Source organism: Rhizobium sp. NFR12, assembly GCF_900108545.1.
GTDB classification, from domain to species: Bacteria; Pseudomonadota; Alphaproteobacteria; order Rhizobiales; family Rhizobiaceae; genus Neorhizobium; species Neorhizobium soli.
The window spans coordinates 300,934-315,741 of sequence record NZ_FNWM01000003.1; the positions used below are offsets into that span (position 1 = coordinate 300,934).

The 14,808-nt window shown below is 58.6% G+C and carries 11 protein-coding genes; 7 read left to right on the forward strand and 4 right to left on the reverse strand.

Annotation, left to right across the window (positions count from 1 at the left end; translation table 11 throughout):
• Positions 1-49: 49 nt before the first annotated feature.
• The 4 genes from BLW69_RS14825 to BLW69_RS14840 form a co-directional block, all read right to left on the reverse strand.
• Complete coding sequence (locus tag BLW69_RS14825; RefSeq protein ID WP_092663009.1) at positions 50-1,366, reverse strand: cytochrome c; 1,317 nt, start codon at positions 1,364-1,366, stop codon at positions 50-52.
• A gap of 11 nt (positions 1,367-1,377) precedes the next feature.
• Positions 1,378-3,147 carry a GMC family oxidoreductase gene (locus tag BLW69_RS14830; protein ID WP_062459814.1) on the reverse strand — a complete coding sequence of 590 codons (1,770 nt, stop codon included), beginning with the start codon at positions 3,145-3,147 and terminating at the stop codon, positions 1,378-1,380.
• Positions 3,148-3,149: 2 nt separating this feature from the next.
• On the reverse strand, positions 3,150-3,851 hold the full coding sequence (locus BLW69_RS14835) for a gluconate 2-dehydrogenase subunit 3 family protein (protein WP_062577964.1): 702 nt from the start codon (positions 3,849-3,851) through the stop codon (positions 3,150-3,152).
• Between the two features lie 359 nt (positions 3,852-4,210).
• Complete coding sequence (locus BLW69_RS14840; RefSeq protein WP_062459810.1) at positions 4,211-4,459, reverse strand: hypothetical protein; 249 nt, start codon at positions 4,457-4,459, stop codon at positions 4,211-4,213.
• Positions 4,460-4,725: 266 nt separating this feature from the next.
• Between BLW69_RS14840 and BLW69_RS14845 the strand changes: the two genes are divergently transcribed.
• From BLW69_RS14845 to BLW69_RS14875, 7 genes are all read left to right on the forward strand, one after another.
• Positions 4,726-6,828, forward strand: a complete 2,103-nt coding sequence (locus BLW69_RS14845) for a methyl-accepting chemotaxis protein (RefSeq protein ID WP_162759474.1) — start codon at positions 4,726-4,728, stop codon at positions 6,826-6,828.
• Positions 6,829-6,831: 3 nt separating this feature from the next.
• The gene (locus tag BLW69_RS14850) at positions 6,832-8,289 is read left to right on the forward strand and encodes a chemotaxis protein CheW (RefSeq protein WP_092663013.1); all 1,458 of its coding nucleotides are present in this window, start codon (positions 6,832-6,834) and stop codon (positions 8,287-8,289) included.
• A 102-nt stretch (positions 8,290-8,391) separates the two neighbouring features.
• Entirely contained in the window at positions 8,392-9,126 is a 735-nt protein-coding gene (locus BLW69_RS14855; protein ID WP_062459805.1) for a helix-turn-helix transcriptional regulator, read from the forward strand.
• Between the two features lie 341 nt (positions 9,127-9,467).
• A complete protein-coding gene (locus BLW69_RS14860) occupies positions 9,468-9,977 on the forward strand; it encodes a putative pterin-binding protein (protein ID WP_244473966.1) in 510 nt (169 codons plus the stop codon).
• Positions 9,974-12,166: an ATP-binding protein gene (locus BLW69_RS14865; protein WP_092663015.1), complete on the forward strand. Its 2,193-nt coding sequence runs from the start codon at positions 9,974-9,976 to the stop codon at positions 12,164-12,166. Before BLW69_RS14860 ends, BLW69_RS14865 begins: the two co-directional genes overlap by 4 nt.
• 11 nt (positions 12,167-12,177) lie before the next feature.
• Positions 12,178-13,413 carry an HD-GYP domain-containing protein gene (locus BLW69_RS14870; protein ID WP_092663017.1) on the forward strand — a complete coding sequence of 412 codons (1,236 nt, stop codon included), beginning with the start codon at positions 12,178-12,180 and terminating at the stop codon, positions 13,411-13,413.
• A 1-nt stretch (position 13,414) separates the two neighbouring features.
• The gene (locus tag BLW69_RS14875) at positions 13,415-13,900 is read left to right on the forward strand and encodes a chemotaxis protein CheW (protein WP_062459796.1); all 486 of its coding nucleotides are present in this window, start codon (positions 13,415-13,417) and stop codon (positions 13,898-13,900) included.
• Positions 13,901-14,808: the final 908 nt, after the last annotated feature.

Consider the following 14,808-nt stretch of genomic DNA (forward strand, 5'->3'; position numbering starts at 1 on the left):
CGTGTAAAGACCCTGCCGGTTACGAACCGGCAGGGTCTGATGTCGTGGTCTAGCGGCGGACAGCCTTGACGTCTTCCGCAGTGACCGGCGGAGCGTCGTTATGCCAGGCCTGGCGCAGGAAGGTGGCAAGTGCTGCCGCTTCTTCGTCGTTCAGGCGGTCGTTATAGCCCTGCATGCGCACGCGCATGGGACGGTCCTTGGTCGAAGGCAGTTCCGCTCCGTGCAGCATGACATCCAATAGGCCCTTTGAAGACTTCGCGGTAACCAGCGAATTTCCGTCAAGCTCCGGGAAGATTTCCGCGGCACCCTTGCCGTTGACAAAGTGGCAGCCACCGCAATTGTCGAGATAGAGGCGGGGACCGAGCGGCATATCCGCTTTGGCTTCCGTCAGCATTTTCTCGGTGTCGGTAACCTCGGCCTTTTCAGGCGCCGCCGAAGGCGTTGCCGGTGCCGTGGAACCGCCAGTGCTGCCGATCTTCTTGAGGTAGGTTGCGATCGCCAGATTGTCCTCGGGCGTCATGTATTGCAGCGAATCGCGCACCACCAGCATCATCTCGCCGGTTGCCGTGGAATGCGCGTTGCGGGCAGTCGTAAGATAGGCCGCGAGCTCTTCGGTGGACCATTTCTGCGGTGCGCTTTGCGGGCCGCGCAGGTCAGGTGCCGTATAGCCATCGATCTCGCCACCGGTCAGGAAGGCAGCGCTGCTCTCGTCGGTACCGTCCTGTGCCATCAGCAGGTTGCGCGGGCTGTGGCAGGCGGCGCAGTGTCCGGCGCCCTGCACGAGATAGGCACCACGGTTGAACTGCTCGTCCTGCGAAACAGGTTCAAAGCCCGGCTTGCCCAGCGCCAGCCAGTTCCAGGCGCGAATGCCCCAGCGCTGGTTGAACGGGAAGGACAGTGCCGTTTCCTCGACCTTGTTGGAAACTGCAGGCACCTCGGTCATGAAATACTGGTAGAGGGCCTGGATGTCCTGTTCCGTCAGCTTGCGATAGTTTTCGTAAGGCATGGCCGGGTAGAGATGCGCACCGTCGTTGCGAACGCCGTCGTAGAGCGCCGCGCGGAAATCATCGAGCGTGTAATTGCCGATGCCGGTTTCCTTGTCCGGGGTGATGTTGGTGGCCCAGATCGTGCCCATCGGGCTGTGGATCGGCCGGCCGCCGGCGAAGGGCTCGCCGCCTTCCGCGGTGTGACAGGCCATGCAGTCACCGGCCCGCATGGCGTATTCGCCACTGCCTGCCGGTGCTTTGTAATCAGCCGGGAGCTGGGCAACCGCGGCAGTGCGCTGGACCGGCACGAAGATGAAGGCGAGAAGGCCGACGACGCCGAGAACGGCGAGGATGAGAATGACGCGAAGAAAGGTTTTCATCGTTGCGCTCCTCACACCAGTGGCCGCGGATTGGACAGGTACTGCGTCCGGATCGCATGCGCCGCCCAATAGGCCAGGCCGCCGACCATGCCGGTCGGGTTGTACTGGGTGTTCTGCGGGAAGGCGCCGGCGCCCATCACGAAGATGTTGTGCTTGTCCCAGGCCTGCAGATATCGATTGATTGCCGAGGTCTTCGGATTGTCTCCCATCACAGTGCCGCCCACATTGTGCGTCGTCTGGTAAGGACGCACGTCGTACATGGCGCCGTCCTTCTTGAAGCCTTCCTGCATTGAGGTCGGGTTCATCGACTTGGCGATCGGCTCCATCTTCGACTTCATGAACTGGGTCATGCGGATGTCGTTCGGCTGCCAGTTAAACGTCATGCGCATCAGCGGACGACCGTGGCGATCCTTGTAGGTCGGGTCGAGGTCGAGATAGTTGCCGCGATAGGACATGTGCGAGCCGTGCGAGCCGATCGACATCGAGTGGCCGTACCACTCGCCGATGCCCTTCTTCCAGCCGGCACCCCAGGTCGGCGTGCCCGCGGGGAGCGCCATGGAGCGGATCGGCTGACCGTTGGACTGGCCGGCACGCCAGTAGGCACCGCCGATAAAGCCTTCACGACCGAAGTCGATGTTGTCCATGCCGAAATCATCGATCGACATGCCGTTGGCACCGGTACCGATGAACGGATTGAACACCTCGTCCTTGAAGAACATCGTGTAGCCGCCGTTCATCTGGTAGGCATAGCTGCGACCGGTGACGCCTTCGTTCGTTGCGGGATCAAACGGCTGACCGATGCCCGAGAGCAGCATCAGATGGACGTTGTGCAACTGATAGGCGGCCAGGATTACCAGATCCGCGGGCTGGAACACCTCTTCGCCGGCCTTTTCGTCAAAATAGGTCACGCCGGTCGCGGTTTTGCCGTCGGGCGCCATTTCGATTTTCAGCACTTCCGCATGGGTGCGGTATTCGAAATTCGGCTTGCGCTTCAACGCGTCGAGGATCGCCGTCTGCGGCGAGGATTTCGAATAGTTGTAGCAGCCGTAGCGCTCGCAGAAACCGCAGTGGTTGCAAGGGCCCATCTGCATTCCGTATTCGTTGACATAGGCCTGCGAGGCAATGCCGCCCGGGCTTGGGAACGGGTGACAGCCGGCAGCTTTCGCGGCTTCGGCAAATTTGGCTCCGTCCCAGGTCACCGGCATAGGCGGCATCGGGTATTCGCGCGAGCGCGGTGCCTCGAACGGATTGCCGCCCTCGATTTTCTTGCCATTGAGATTGCCGGCCTTGCCGGAAATCCCCGCGACATGCTCGAACCGATCGAAAAACGGCTCCAGCTCTTCGTAGCTGACGGGGTAATCCTGCAGGTTCATGTCTTCCGGAATGATGCCGGCGCCCCAGCGCTCTTCCACATGCGAGCGCAGACGGTATTCCGAGAGCTGCGGACGCCAGTTCAGACCGTTCCAGTGGGTGCCTGCACCGCCCACACCGATACCCGGCAGGAACGAGCCGAGGCTGCGATAGGGCAGGGCGGCTTCATCGACGTTGCGACGGATCGTCAGGGTCGAATTGCGCGGCTTTTGCATCATGCCGAGACGAACGCCGTATTTCAGCTCGTCGATCATGTTCGGGTACTGGAAATCCGGAACGGTGTTCTGGTCATGGCCGCGTTCAAGCGCAACGATCTCCAGACCCTCGTTGGCGAGTTCCATGCCGAGGATCGAGCCGGTCCAGCCGAGACCGACGATGACGACGTCCTTCTTCTTTGCAGTGCGTGCCATCGTTATGCCCTCTCACCGGAAATCGAAACGGGACCGAGCGGGTAGGCGACGTTGTGCTTCAACACCCACTCCTTGTAGCTGCCGCGGGCACCTGGAAAACCGATATATTTCCAGGCCTGCATGCCGTGATTGCCGCCATACATCGGGTCTGCGAAGTAGCCCTCCTTGGTGTTCTGCAAGAGGATCGTGAAGAAGTCGCGCAGTTCGGGCTTGATCTTCATCTCGTCTTTCTGGAGGGAGGTCAGGGCCTTGTCCTGAGTTGCGGCGTCAAGCTCGGCAAATATCTTGCCGTGGGTCTGCTGACACCATGCGTCGAACACCGGGATACCCTGCTGATAGATTTGCAGCGGCGTCAAAGGCGATTGCCAGCCGCGGAACGGATGGGCTGCGGCATCGTGCGGACCTTCCATGTACCAGTCTGCCGCCTCACCGAATCCACCGGCCAGTTCCTTGTCGATAAAGACGGGGACGCGGGCCTCGATGGCACCGGGACCTTCGCCTTCGGAGGGAATGAGCCGCGCCGTGGCAGCCATAACGAAGGCCCACTCAGTGGGCTTGAGACAGACCGGCTGGTATTCTTCGATCGGTGGCGGGGCCGGCGGGGTCTCCGCCTTCGCCTGCATCACCACGCCGACGACGGCCGCACTTGCCGCCGAAGCTTTCAAAAAGCTACGGCGGGACGGTAACCCCGGGACATCTCTCATTGTATCGCTCCTTGGTGTCCCGACAGGGGGCCGGAACCGAATAGGCTGGAAACGTGAGGCACCCGTCGCTGCGACATATGGCCTCATTCGTTGCTGACCTTTAAACCCGCAAGGTTTGAGTATGCAATGCTTATGAGGTACGATTTATGAGAAAAATTTTGCGCTAATTAGCGATGCTGCCATGCGTGCGCACAAATGCCTACCTCTGCGGGAAGTTCGTGGCTTGCTCGACTTCATCGAGTATTATTATCAATTGTCAATTTGCCGGCGGATCGCTGTCGGCGTTCGAAATTCAGGTGGCGGGATCCGCAGGACCGGTCCGATAAAAAAGGTGGGAGGGACACGGCCGGTTGCCGACGTCAATGGATTGTCGGTGTTTTGCCGGAATACGCGTCCTGGAGGATCACGATCAGCCGCGAGGCAATAGCCCGTATTTCAGCTTGCTCCGATATCGAGAGATCGGCCTCGCTGCGAGCAAGAGTTTCCAGCGCTGCCGTCGTGTCGTTGACCATCCGGGCGACACCCATCCGGCTGAGCGGGCTGAGGCGCCAGTTCAGATGCCGGATGATACCGGCGAGATCGCCAAGCCGCTGAGCGCTGAAACGCATGTTCCTATCCCGTACTCACTACAATTCAGGACAAGGATGAGCGCTAACCCGTCAAAATTTGGTTACAGCGACTTGGTTACCGCGACGGCGCCAGTACGACCGGAAACGGACGCATAACGACGCGGGCTCTAATTTAGCATTAATCCTTCATTAGTTAGTTGCCTCTAAAATTCGGGTATCAGACCGTCGCGGTCGTGCCGTTGCTTCAGATGGAGGGGGTTCGTGATGAAATTCGAAGTTTGCCTGGTTACCGAAAGTGCTCTCCCATGACTTTAAAGTCTTCTGTCAGCACCCTTTCGGACCTCAACGAGATCGCCGTTCTGCGCAACAAGGCACGCGCAATCGACCGTGCGCAAGCGGTCATCGAATTCGATCTAACCGGCACGGTAAAGAACGCTAACGAGAACTTCCTTTCCCTCATGGGCTATTCGCTGGCCGAGGTGCGTGGCCGGCATCACTCCATGTTCTGCGAGCCGGAGATCGTGGAAGCTCCCGAATATGCCGCGTTTTGGAGTGATCTGGCGGAGGGCAAGCTCCACGACGGTGAGTTCAAGCGCATCGGACGCGGCGGACGCGAGGTCTGGATACGGGCGAGCTACAATCCGATCCTCGACGACAACGGCGTGATCGTTGGCGTGGTCAAGTACGCGATGGATGTCACAGCGACCAAGTCGGTAGAGGCGGAACTCCTGGGAAAAGTAGCGGCGATCGACCGCGCAATGGCCGTGATCGAATTCGACCTCGAAGGCCACGTCCTCGCAGTGAACGAAAATTTCCTCACCCTGATGGGATTCGCTCGGGAAGAGGTCATCGGTCAGCATCACCGGATGCTGTGCGGAGCCGACCAAACCCGAACACCCGCCTACAAGGCATTCTGGCAGAGGTTGGGGCGCGGCGACTATGAGAGCGGAGAGTACCGTCGTCTCGCCAAGGGCGGAAAGGATGTCTGGATCCAGGCGACCTACAATCCCATCTTCGATCTCAACGGCAACCCCTGCAAGGTGGTCAAGTATGCCTATGACGTGACTGCAAGCAAGATCCGGAACGCCGAGTTCGAAGGCAAGGTCAACGCGATCGGCCGGGCCCAGGCCGTCATCGAGTTCGACTTGCACGGCAATATCCTTGACGCGAACGAGAACTTTCTTGCCGCCGTCGGCTACTCACTGGAAGAAGTCCGGGGCAAGCACCACCGGATGTTCTGCGACCCTGCCTTCACGCAGACAGCGGAATACGCTTCCTTCTGGGACCGGCTGGGACGTGGCCAGTTCGAAGGAGGGGAATACCGACGCCTCACCAGAAGCGGTAACGACATATGGCTTCAGGCGACTTACAATCCGATCCTCGACCTCGCAGGCCGCCCGATCAAGATCGTAAAGTTCGCCTCTGACATCACCCAGGCGAAACTGCGCAACATCGAGTTCGAGGGAAGGGTCGACGCGATCTCGCGGGGGCAGGCGGTCGTCGAATTCGATCTCGACGGACATGTCGTTTCCGCCAACGAGAACTTCCTACGGGTCATGGGATACTCACTTCGCGAAATCACGGGGCAGCACCACAGCATGTTCTGCAGCCAGGATTACATCGTCTCGGAAGACTACCGGGATTTCTGGCTGCGTCTCAACAAGGGTGAATTCTTTTCGGGGCGTTTTGCCCGCGTTGGAAAGTATGGCCGGGAAGTGCACATTCAGGGGATCTACAGCCCGATCGTCAATCTGCGGGGCGAGACGGTGCGCGTGGTGAAGTATGCCAGCGACATCACCGATCAGGTCAAGCTCGAGCATGACATCCGTTCGAAATCGCAGCAAATGACCAGCATTGTCGGAGAACTGTCCGGATCGATCGCGGAAATCACCGCTAACACCCGCACGGCCACCACGCTTGCGTCCGAGACGCAGGGCAATGCGGAACAGGGTTCAGAAGCGCTGGGCAGCGCGATCGCGGCAATCGATCTCATCCAGAAGTCCTCCACGGAAATCTCCGATATCGTCAAGGTGATTGGCGAGATCGCCAGTCAGACCAACCTTCTCGCCTTCAACGCGGCAATCGAAGCCGCAAGGGCAGGGGAACATGGGGTCGGGTTCTCGGTCGTCGCGGGCGAGGTCAGGAAACTCGCCGAGAGAAGTTCGGAAGCTGCGCACGAGATATCCAAGCTCATCCAGGAATCGACCATGCGCGTCAACCAGGGAACGGACCGGTCGCAGCATGCGAGACTGGCTTTCGAACGGATCGTCGGCAGCGTGAACAAGACCGGCGAGTCCATCCGGGAGATTGCGCAATCGACGGATGCTCAGCAGCGTGTCTCAAGGACTGTTGTCGAGCTCATCAATGACCTGACGTCATCGACGGCGCAACAGCGCAAAGTGGGTTAACCCATGAACCAGATGGTCAGATCTCTCGCGATGCCGGAAGTGCTGAGAGGCAGTCGCCCTGCAACGCAGCAGTTCGGCCTCCTGCGCATTGGCGAGGCGATGCTTGCCATCAATGTCGAGAATATCCGAGAAGTCGTTCCGGCGCCCGGTGGGCTATCGAATGCAGGCATCGCGGCAACCGGCTTGTGCGGGTTGTTCGAATTGAGAGGCAGCACCATCCCGGTTATGGATATCCGACCGATGCTCGGCCTGCCGGCGACGGAGGCCTACGGCGCCGTGATTCTGGTCCTGCGGGTAAGACAGAGGCTGATATGCATTTTTGCTGACGAAGTGCGCGGCATCGCGACAGAAGACGTCGCGGCACTCGATGAACTGGGCGTGTCGCGACCCGCTGTACAGGGACCTTTGGTCACGCATTCATTCTTCCACAGCGGAAAGGTAATCTCGGTCCTGGCAGCGGAGCGCATCTTGGCGTTGCCGGGAATTCCGTCGGTGCAAGAGCCAGTCGCGGAGGCGGTCGCAAAGACGAGCTCGAATGCGAAGCCGCTTCTGCTGTTCACGTGCGGCGCGTTTTCTTTCGGCGTTGCGGCCGGGGTGGTCGAGGCCACCGCGCCGACCGCGCAGTTGAAGGATTCGCCGATGAAGACGGAGACCTGCCTCGGTGTCATCGATCATCATGGCACCCAGGTGCCGGTTCTTGATACGCTTCGGGTGCTTGGCATGGGCGTCCTGTCGGAACGCAAGCAGTCGTCCGTCCTCGTCCTGCGTTACCCCGACGACCGGCTGCTGGGCTTTGCGCTCGATACCGTCGTCGATATACGGCCGATACCGTTGGGCGACATTATGGCGATGCCTGATAATGCCGTAGAGACCGGGTCTGTTCTTAGCGGTGTCTATTCCGTCGACGGACGGACATTGTTTCTCGTCCTCGACGAGCGCACAATGATGAGTGACGATGTCCTGCTGATGTTTTCGCGACTTTCATCCACCAAGCCCAAGACAGCGGCGGCCGGTCGAGCGCCGGGGCAGCGCGGAGACGCGTTGCTGCCATACTTGGTCTTCAGAGCAGGGGGAGACATGGCAACGCCGGTTGCCGATGTCCGGGAGATCGTCGAGATGCCGGAAGACTACGTTTCGTTGAACAATGTCGGACGCGGCACGATGGGCCTGTTTGTCCACCGTGGCACAGCTATCCCTCTCATCTCCCTTGCCAGACGGCTCCGGTTGCCTGCAGTTCCTCCCGGCCAAGAAGGTCGCGTTCTGCTCGTGTCGGACGGCCTCAAGACGACTGGCCTGGTGGTCGACAGTCTGGCACGGATCGAAATGGCCTCGAAATGTGCGACAGGACCGGACGCTACGGACTCCAGCGGGTTCGAGCACCGGATCCTGGGAGACTTCATGGTTCGGTCAGCGGACGGGCGGCTCCTCCCATATATCGACCTCAGAAAAGCCCTCGCTTGAAAGAGCCCGACTGTTGGTTGCAAAATCCAAGGTTGAGTCTTTACCTTTTGTTAACGCTGAGACGCCAAAACTCGTGTTGACGATCTTCCAACGGATTCTGATATGCCCGTCAGCGCGCTTTCCATTCTTGATCCAAACGCTCTCGACGACTATTGCGACCTGCGTTCGGTGCCGAAGCATCGTCATTTCGGAAAAAACGACATCGTTGACCGCCTGCGGTTGGCGGTTCCATTTGACTACATCTCCATCAGCGGTCTCGACGTCGACCACTACAGGTTCGGTCAGGGTTTTTCGATCGACACCGACATGCCTCCTGCATTCCTCGACGCCTATGACGCGGATCGCCTCTATCTGACCGACCCGTTCGTGCTAGCCGCGAAGGCCTCGAACGTGATCGTGGTCGAGAGCGAGGTCTACGCGGAAACTCCGCCGCCGCAGAGGCTCGTTTACCTCCAACGAACCTTCGGCCTGCACAACCGAACGCTTATCCCGATCCTCAGGAACGATGTCATTTACGGAGCGATCTGTTTTTCCCGCTCGACACCGTTTGACGAAAAGGAGTTGATCTTCCTTTCGCTTGTAGCGGAATCCATTCACACGGCTGTCACCAAGCCGCTGATGGATCGCTTCGCTGCCCACCAGCTTCGGCTTTCCAAGGGTGAAATTGCCTGCCTGACCCAGGCCAGTCTTGGGCTTACGAGCGAGGCAATTGCGGTCGCGACCGGATACCAGAACGATACTGTCAACAGTTACATAAAGTCGGCCGTGAAGAAGATCGGCGCGACCAACCGAACGCAGGCCATTGCCGAAGCTATACGCCGCCGGCTCATCGCATGATCGCATCGGCTTAGCTAAAAAGCGATCTGCCACAGGGCGCGGTCATCTTTTCGACCGTAAGCGCCTGAGGCAACAGCAAAGAAGTAAGAATTGAGCGATACGTCTCGTAACGTCTCTTTCTACTCCAATTCTCATTTCAAGATTCACCTAATATAAATGCCTCCGCCCTAGAATTAAGGCGTCCACAGCGTTGAACACGCAATCGGCATGACGCCGATCTGGGAGGAGCGCGCGGTGTATTCCACCACGCATGCCCCGATGGGACGCTGGCCAATAGGCACCCCCCGTTTTGACAGCTTGTCGCGCGCGCCGCGAGTCTACTTCGTATCTTGGAGTTTCAAGTGATAAACCGCATCATGATCGCAGCCGTCATTGTCGCCGGCGCGCTGCTTCCTCTTCAGGCGACGGCGCTTGACTTGCCGAAAGGCAAGGTGGTGCTTACGGTGACTGGCACCAAGCTCGATCATCCCAACGTCGGTGGCAAAGCCCAGTTCGACATGCCTATGCTCGAAGCCCTTGCGGGCCGCACGGGTGAAATGGAGACCCCCTGGACCGAAGGCGTGGTCAAGTTCTCCGGCCCGCTTCTGCGGTCTGTACTCGAGGCAGCGGGGGCCCATGGCACCAAGCTCAAGGTCATTGCGCTCAACGATTATGCCGCTGACCTGCCGATGGAAGATGCAACCTTGCTCGACACAATGCTCGCCACCCGCATGGACGGCAAGCTGATGTCTGTCCGCGACAAGGGCCCGCTCTTCCTCGTGTATCCTTTCGATAAGGACCAAGGTCTGTTCAACGAGAAATACTTCTCCCGGTCGGTCTGGCAGATCAAGGATATCGAGGTCGCTGAATGATCACTGCCGCCCAGCAGAGTGGCGATATCATCCGGAAAGCCAGCAAGGCGACCGTCGTGCTGCAGTGCTTTGCCGTGTTGCTGTTGCTGGGCCTCGTTTTTCTGTTTGCCGATATCTCAAGGAAATACTCCGCCCTGCAGGACGGCATTCGCGAGAACGCTTTGTGGTCCGTCTACCAGCTCGACCGGGAAGCGCGCCGGTTGCACGAGACCCTGCACATCATGCTCGTCGAAAACGACCTGACTCCGGAGCGCATCAAGGCTCTCGGGACGCGCTACGACATTCTGTACTCGCGAATGAATATTCTCGACAAAACCTCGTTCGAGACGAAGTTCAAGCTGGATGCGGCTGTTGCCGAGCAGGTCACTGCCATTCGCGACGCGGTGTTCGGTCGCAGCGCCGTTTTCGACAGACTGGCCGCAGGCGACCCCGTGGATCCGGTGCAGCTAGAGACAGCAGATTCAGAGTTTGAGAGGCTGGTAGAGAATACGGAAAAACTGCTTCTCTATACGAACAGCACCGTCAGCATCGAACGGGCTGAGGCTCGGGACGCAGTCCTTGACCTTCAGATGAAATCGGCGGGTCTCGTCGCACTTCTTGTCTGCTGCGTGGTATTCCTCATTCTTACGCTGCGACGTCAGCTCAAGTCAGTTCAGCTTGCCGGTCTCAGCCTGGAGGCGATTTCGAACCAGCTGAAGGAGTCATATCTCGCGGCGGAAGCCGGGAACCGCGCCAAGTCCCAGTTCATGGCGACGATGGGACACGAGATCCGCACACCTTTGAACGCCATTCTCGGAACTGCGGAACTACTGGAGTTGTCTCCGCTACCGCCGTCAGTTGCCCCTGGCCTGCAGACCATCAGGCGTTCTGGTCAGGCGCTTCTCGAGATCATCAACGAAATCCTAGACTTCGCAAAGATCGAACACGGAAAACTGGACGTCGAGACCCGCGCGGTTGACGTTCGGGCCGTCGTCACAGCCACGGTCGAAATGGTACGAGACAGGGCAACTGAACACGGAAATCGCATTGCGCTCGAACTGCCGATCTCGTTCACCACGCCGGTCATATCATCGGACCCCACCCGTCTGCGTCAGGTTCTTCTCAACCTGTTGAGCAACGCCATCAAATTCACGAGCGAGGGCACCGTCACGTTGCGCGTGCTGGAGATTGGCGATCCGCAAGACGCACAGCTGAGGTTTGAGATTGAAGATACAGGCATCGGGATCGACGGTGAAGGTCTTGGCAAGCTATTCCAGCCGTTCTCGCAGGTCGATGCGTCTATCAGCCGGAAATACGGTGGTACGGGACTGGGACTGACCATCTGCAAGCAGATCGTAGAGGCGCTGTCGGGAACAATAGGTGTCAACAGCCGCAAAGGCGAGGGCAGCATCTTTTGGTTCGTAATCCCTGCCAACCCGGCCGAGAAGGGTCTTGTCGACGCCTTGGCGGCAAAGGCCGCGCCCCAACAGTTTCAGGCATGGAATATCCTTCTTGTCGAGGACAACGTGATCAATCAGCAGGTCGCGGCCGGGTTTCTCGCCCATCTCGGCCAGTTGGTCACGATCGCGAACGACGGGCTGGAAGCCGTCAAACTGGCGGAGACGACCCGCTTCGATCTCGTCCTCATGGACATGCAAATGCCGAGGCTGGACGGCATAGAGGCTACCAAGCAAATTCGCGCTTCCAACGGCCTTAGCCGGAATGCTCCCATCATCGCCATGACCGCGAATGCTTCTGACGACGACAGGCGGCTTTGCGAGGAGGCGGGGATGACGGGGTTCCAGTCGAAGCCGGTCTCGATGCATCAGCTTCGGGGTATCATCGGGTCTCTGGAGGCGGCTGCGGAAACTGCTGTGGAGGCTGTCCAAAGTCCGAGCATCGATAACGCGTTCGAAACCCGGCGGTTGGAGATCGTGGATGCACTGGGCGAAGAGACGTTCGACGAACTCCTGTCGAGCTTTTTCGAAGACGCAAGCCTACTCCTCACTGATCTTCACTCCGCCTTGGCCGTCAATGACCACCGTCATACCGATCATCTGCTGCACACTCTGAAGGGCGCAGCAAGCAGCGTCGGTCTTCAAGACGTGGCTGACCGGTCTCAGGACCTCCGTCATGCATCAATCACCGAAACCGTACTTGCAGACCTTGAAGACACAGTCACCCGCTACAGGCAGCTCCTTGTCGCATAAGGGACGTTCACATGCGCATTCTACTTGTCGACGACAATAAAACGAACCTCTCTCTCCTGACGAGACTCGTCGAGAAACTGCCGGACTGCGTCGCCATTCCCTATCTTCATCCCGAAGACGTGCTGGCAGATGCTCCAGCGCTCGAATTCGACATCGCCGTCATCGATTTCCAGATGCCTGTCTATAGCGGCATCGAGCTATTGACCGAACTCGTTCGCTTCGAGAATTACCGCGACAAGCCCGTGGTATTTGTCACGGCCGATACCGATACGGCGACGCGCATGGCGGCGCTCAATGCAGGCGCGATCGACTTTTTGACGAAACCCGTGAACCCGTTGGAGTTTCAGGCCCGGATCAAGAACCTGGTCGCCCTCGTGGACGCGCGCAACAAGCTTGCCGACAAGGCCGAGTGGCTTCGTATCGAGGTCGAGAAAGCGGTCGTTGAGCTGCGTGCCCGCGAGGAGGAAATCATTGACCGCTTGACTATCGCAGCAAGTTACAAGGACTTCGAGACGGCCCGGCACACGCGGCGCGTAGGCCTTTACTCCGAGGCAATCGCGCGGGCCTACGGCATGGAGGCGCGGGCTTGTTCCGACATCAGGCTTGCCTCGCCGATGCACGATATCGGAAAGGTCGCCATTCCCGATGCCGTCCTCCTGAAGAACGGCAAGCTGACCGAACAGGAGTTCGCGGCCATGCAGCGACATACGGTCGTCGGCTGCGATATTCTCCGGGAATCGAAGTCGAGTCTTCTGCAGCTTGCTGCCGAAATTGCTGGCAGTCATCATGAACGCTGGGACGGGCAGGGGTACCCGTTCCGTCTTTCGGGTGAGACCATTCCGGTTTCCGGCCGCATCGTCGCTATTGCCGATAATTTCGATGCGTTGACGAGCGCAAGGCCCTACAAAGAGGCGTGGAGCGTGGATCGCGCCGTAGCCCACATACGTGAAAGATCGGGGAGCCACTTCGACCCCCGCTGCGTCGATGCCTTCGACAAGGCATTGTCCGTCATTCTCGAAATCATGGAGACCGATCGCAGGGAAAGCCTGCTTTCAGTGCCTACAAGCTGCATCCCGGTTCACGCTGGGTGCTCGCAGTCGAAGGAATCCTTTGAACGCTGCCGCCGCGCCATCAGCGATGCCCGCGTGGAGAAAAATGACGGTCCACTGACTGTTGCAATGATGACGTCACCAACAACACAGAACTACGAACTCGAAAATCAACCGACCGCTTTGCAAGGACGATGAAATGAACACTTTGCATCCTTCCAATTCTGCACGTTCCGGTGAGACCCTGGAAATCATCGCGTTCCGCCTTCACGACCAGGAGTTCTGCGTCAGGACGGTGACGATCCGCGAAATCCGCGGCTGGGGCCCTGCGACGCCGATCCCGCATTCACCCAGAGAGGTTCTGGGAGTGATGAACCTCCGCGGTGCGGTGATTCCGATCATCGACCTCGCCTGCAAGCTCGGTATGCGGAGTACCGAACCCAATGAGCGGAGTGCGATCGTCGTGGCGGAAGTCCACGGAATGGCCTTTGGTCTTGTTGTCGACCGGGTCTCGGACATCCTCACGATTCCCGTCGAAAACATGCAGCCTGTGCCTGACATGAACGCGGGTGCCGCGACGAGCTATTCCGACGGCATCATCGTCCAGCCCACAGGAATGATCTGTTTTCTGAACCTGGAACGAATGTTCGAAGGTTTGAATACCGCCGGCCTCATCGCCGCCTGATAGCTGCGCCGTTCGCACGCATCCGCCTAGACGCTCCGTGACTGTCAGATGACAGTTCGGTGCACGACCAAACTTGGCTTGCGGAAGCAGGTACAACCTGAAACGCAACTTACGCCTCAATCACACAACGTATGAGTATTTGATTAAGACGAATTGCTGATTTTCGCATCGTAACCACAGTTTAACGAATCTGCCCTACAAATCGAGGGAGTGGGTAGGCGCTCGTCTTTTGTCAGCGCGAGACCGATTTCAGGATTTGCACTGCCCGGTAAACGGCAACAATTTTAGTTTGGGCCAATCGTCTAGAATTCCTTTTCCGATCGACCCCTGCGGTACCGGCGAGCAAGACGCCTTGCCACTGCATACGGTCAGTTTTTCCAAAATCCACAATCTGCGACCATACTGACTTCCGGCCCGTTGTGCCGGTGGCGGGTCGATGCCCGATGAGAGGTTGAAAATGTTAATACGAACAAAGCTTCTAGCCTGTCTTTTCGTCCTTGCTACGGCGCTACTGTTGATGGCTGGTTTTGCTTTCTATGCACTCGACGAAGAAGGCAAGCTTGCCAATTCCATCGTTGAAGATCGCGTCATCCCCTTGGCACAGTTGAAGCAGGTCGCCGATAGTTACGCGGTAAACATCGTCGATACGGTCCACAAGGCCCGCGCGAGAACGTTGACAGCCCGGCAGGCGACCGAAAACATCGAGACCGCCATGAAGGTCATCGACCTGCGATGGCGCGAATATCGCAACACGAAGATGACAGCCGATGAGTCGGCGATCGCTACGACCTTCGAGGCGTCTCGCTCAGCGGCCGATGCAAAGCTGAAAGGCCTGCTGACCCTGATTGCATCCGGCGATCTGGATGCCTTGGGACGCTTCGCCGACGCCGATCTTTATCCGACAATCG

Excerpts from the sequence above, each read along its gene's own strand:
- BLW69_RS14825 (WP_092663009.1), bottom strand. The coding sequence starts at position 1,366 with ATGAAAACCTTTCTTCGCGTCATTCTCATCCTCGCCGTTCTCGGCGTC.
- BLW69_RS14830 (WP_062459814.1), bottom strand. The coding sequence starts at position 3,147 with ATGGCACGCACTGCAAAGAAGAAGGACGTCGTCATCGTCGGTCTCGGC.
- BLW69_RS14835 (WP_062577964.1), bottom strand. The coding sequence starts at position 3,851 with ATGAGAGATGTCCCGGGGTTACCGTCCCGCCGTAGCTTTTTGAAAGCT.
- BLW69_RS14840 (WP_062459810.1), bottom strand. The coding sequence starts at position 4,459 with ATGCGTTTCAGCGCTCAGCGGCTTGGCGATCTCGCCGGTATCATCCGG.
- BLW69_RS14845 (WP_162759474.1), top strand. The coding sequence starts at position 4,726 with ATGACTTTAAAGTCTTCTGTCAGCACCCTTTCGGACCTCAACGAGATC.
- BLW69_RS14850 (WP_092663013.1), top strand. The coding sequence starts at position 6,832 with ATGAACCAGATGGTCAGATCTCTCGCGATGCCGGAAGTGCTGAGAGGC.
- BLW69_RS14855 (WP_062459805.1), top strand. The coding sequence starts at position 8,392 with ATGCCCGTCAGCGCGCTTTCCATTCTTGATCCAAACGCTCTCGACGAC.
- BLW69_RS14865 (WP_092663015.1), top strand. The coding sequence starts at position 9,974 with ATGATCACTGCCGCCCAGCAGAGTGGCGATATCATCCGGAAAGCCAGC.
- BLW69_RS14870 (WP_092663017.1), top strand. The coding sequence starts at position 12,178 with ATGCGCATTCTACTTGTCGACGACAATAAAACGAACCTCTCTCTCCTG.
- BLW69_RS14875 (WP_062459796.1), top strand. The coding sequence starts at position 13,415 with ATGAACACTTTGCATCCTTCCAATTCTGCACGTTCCGGTGAGACCCTG.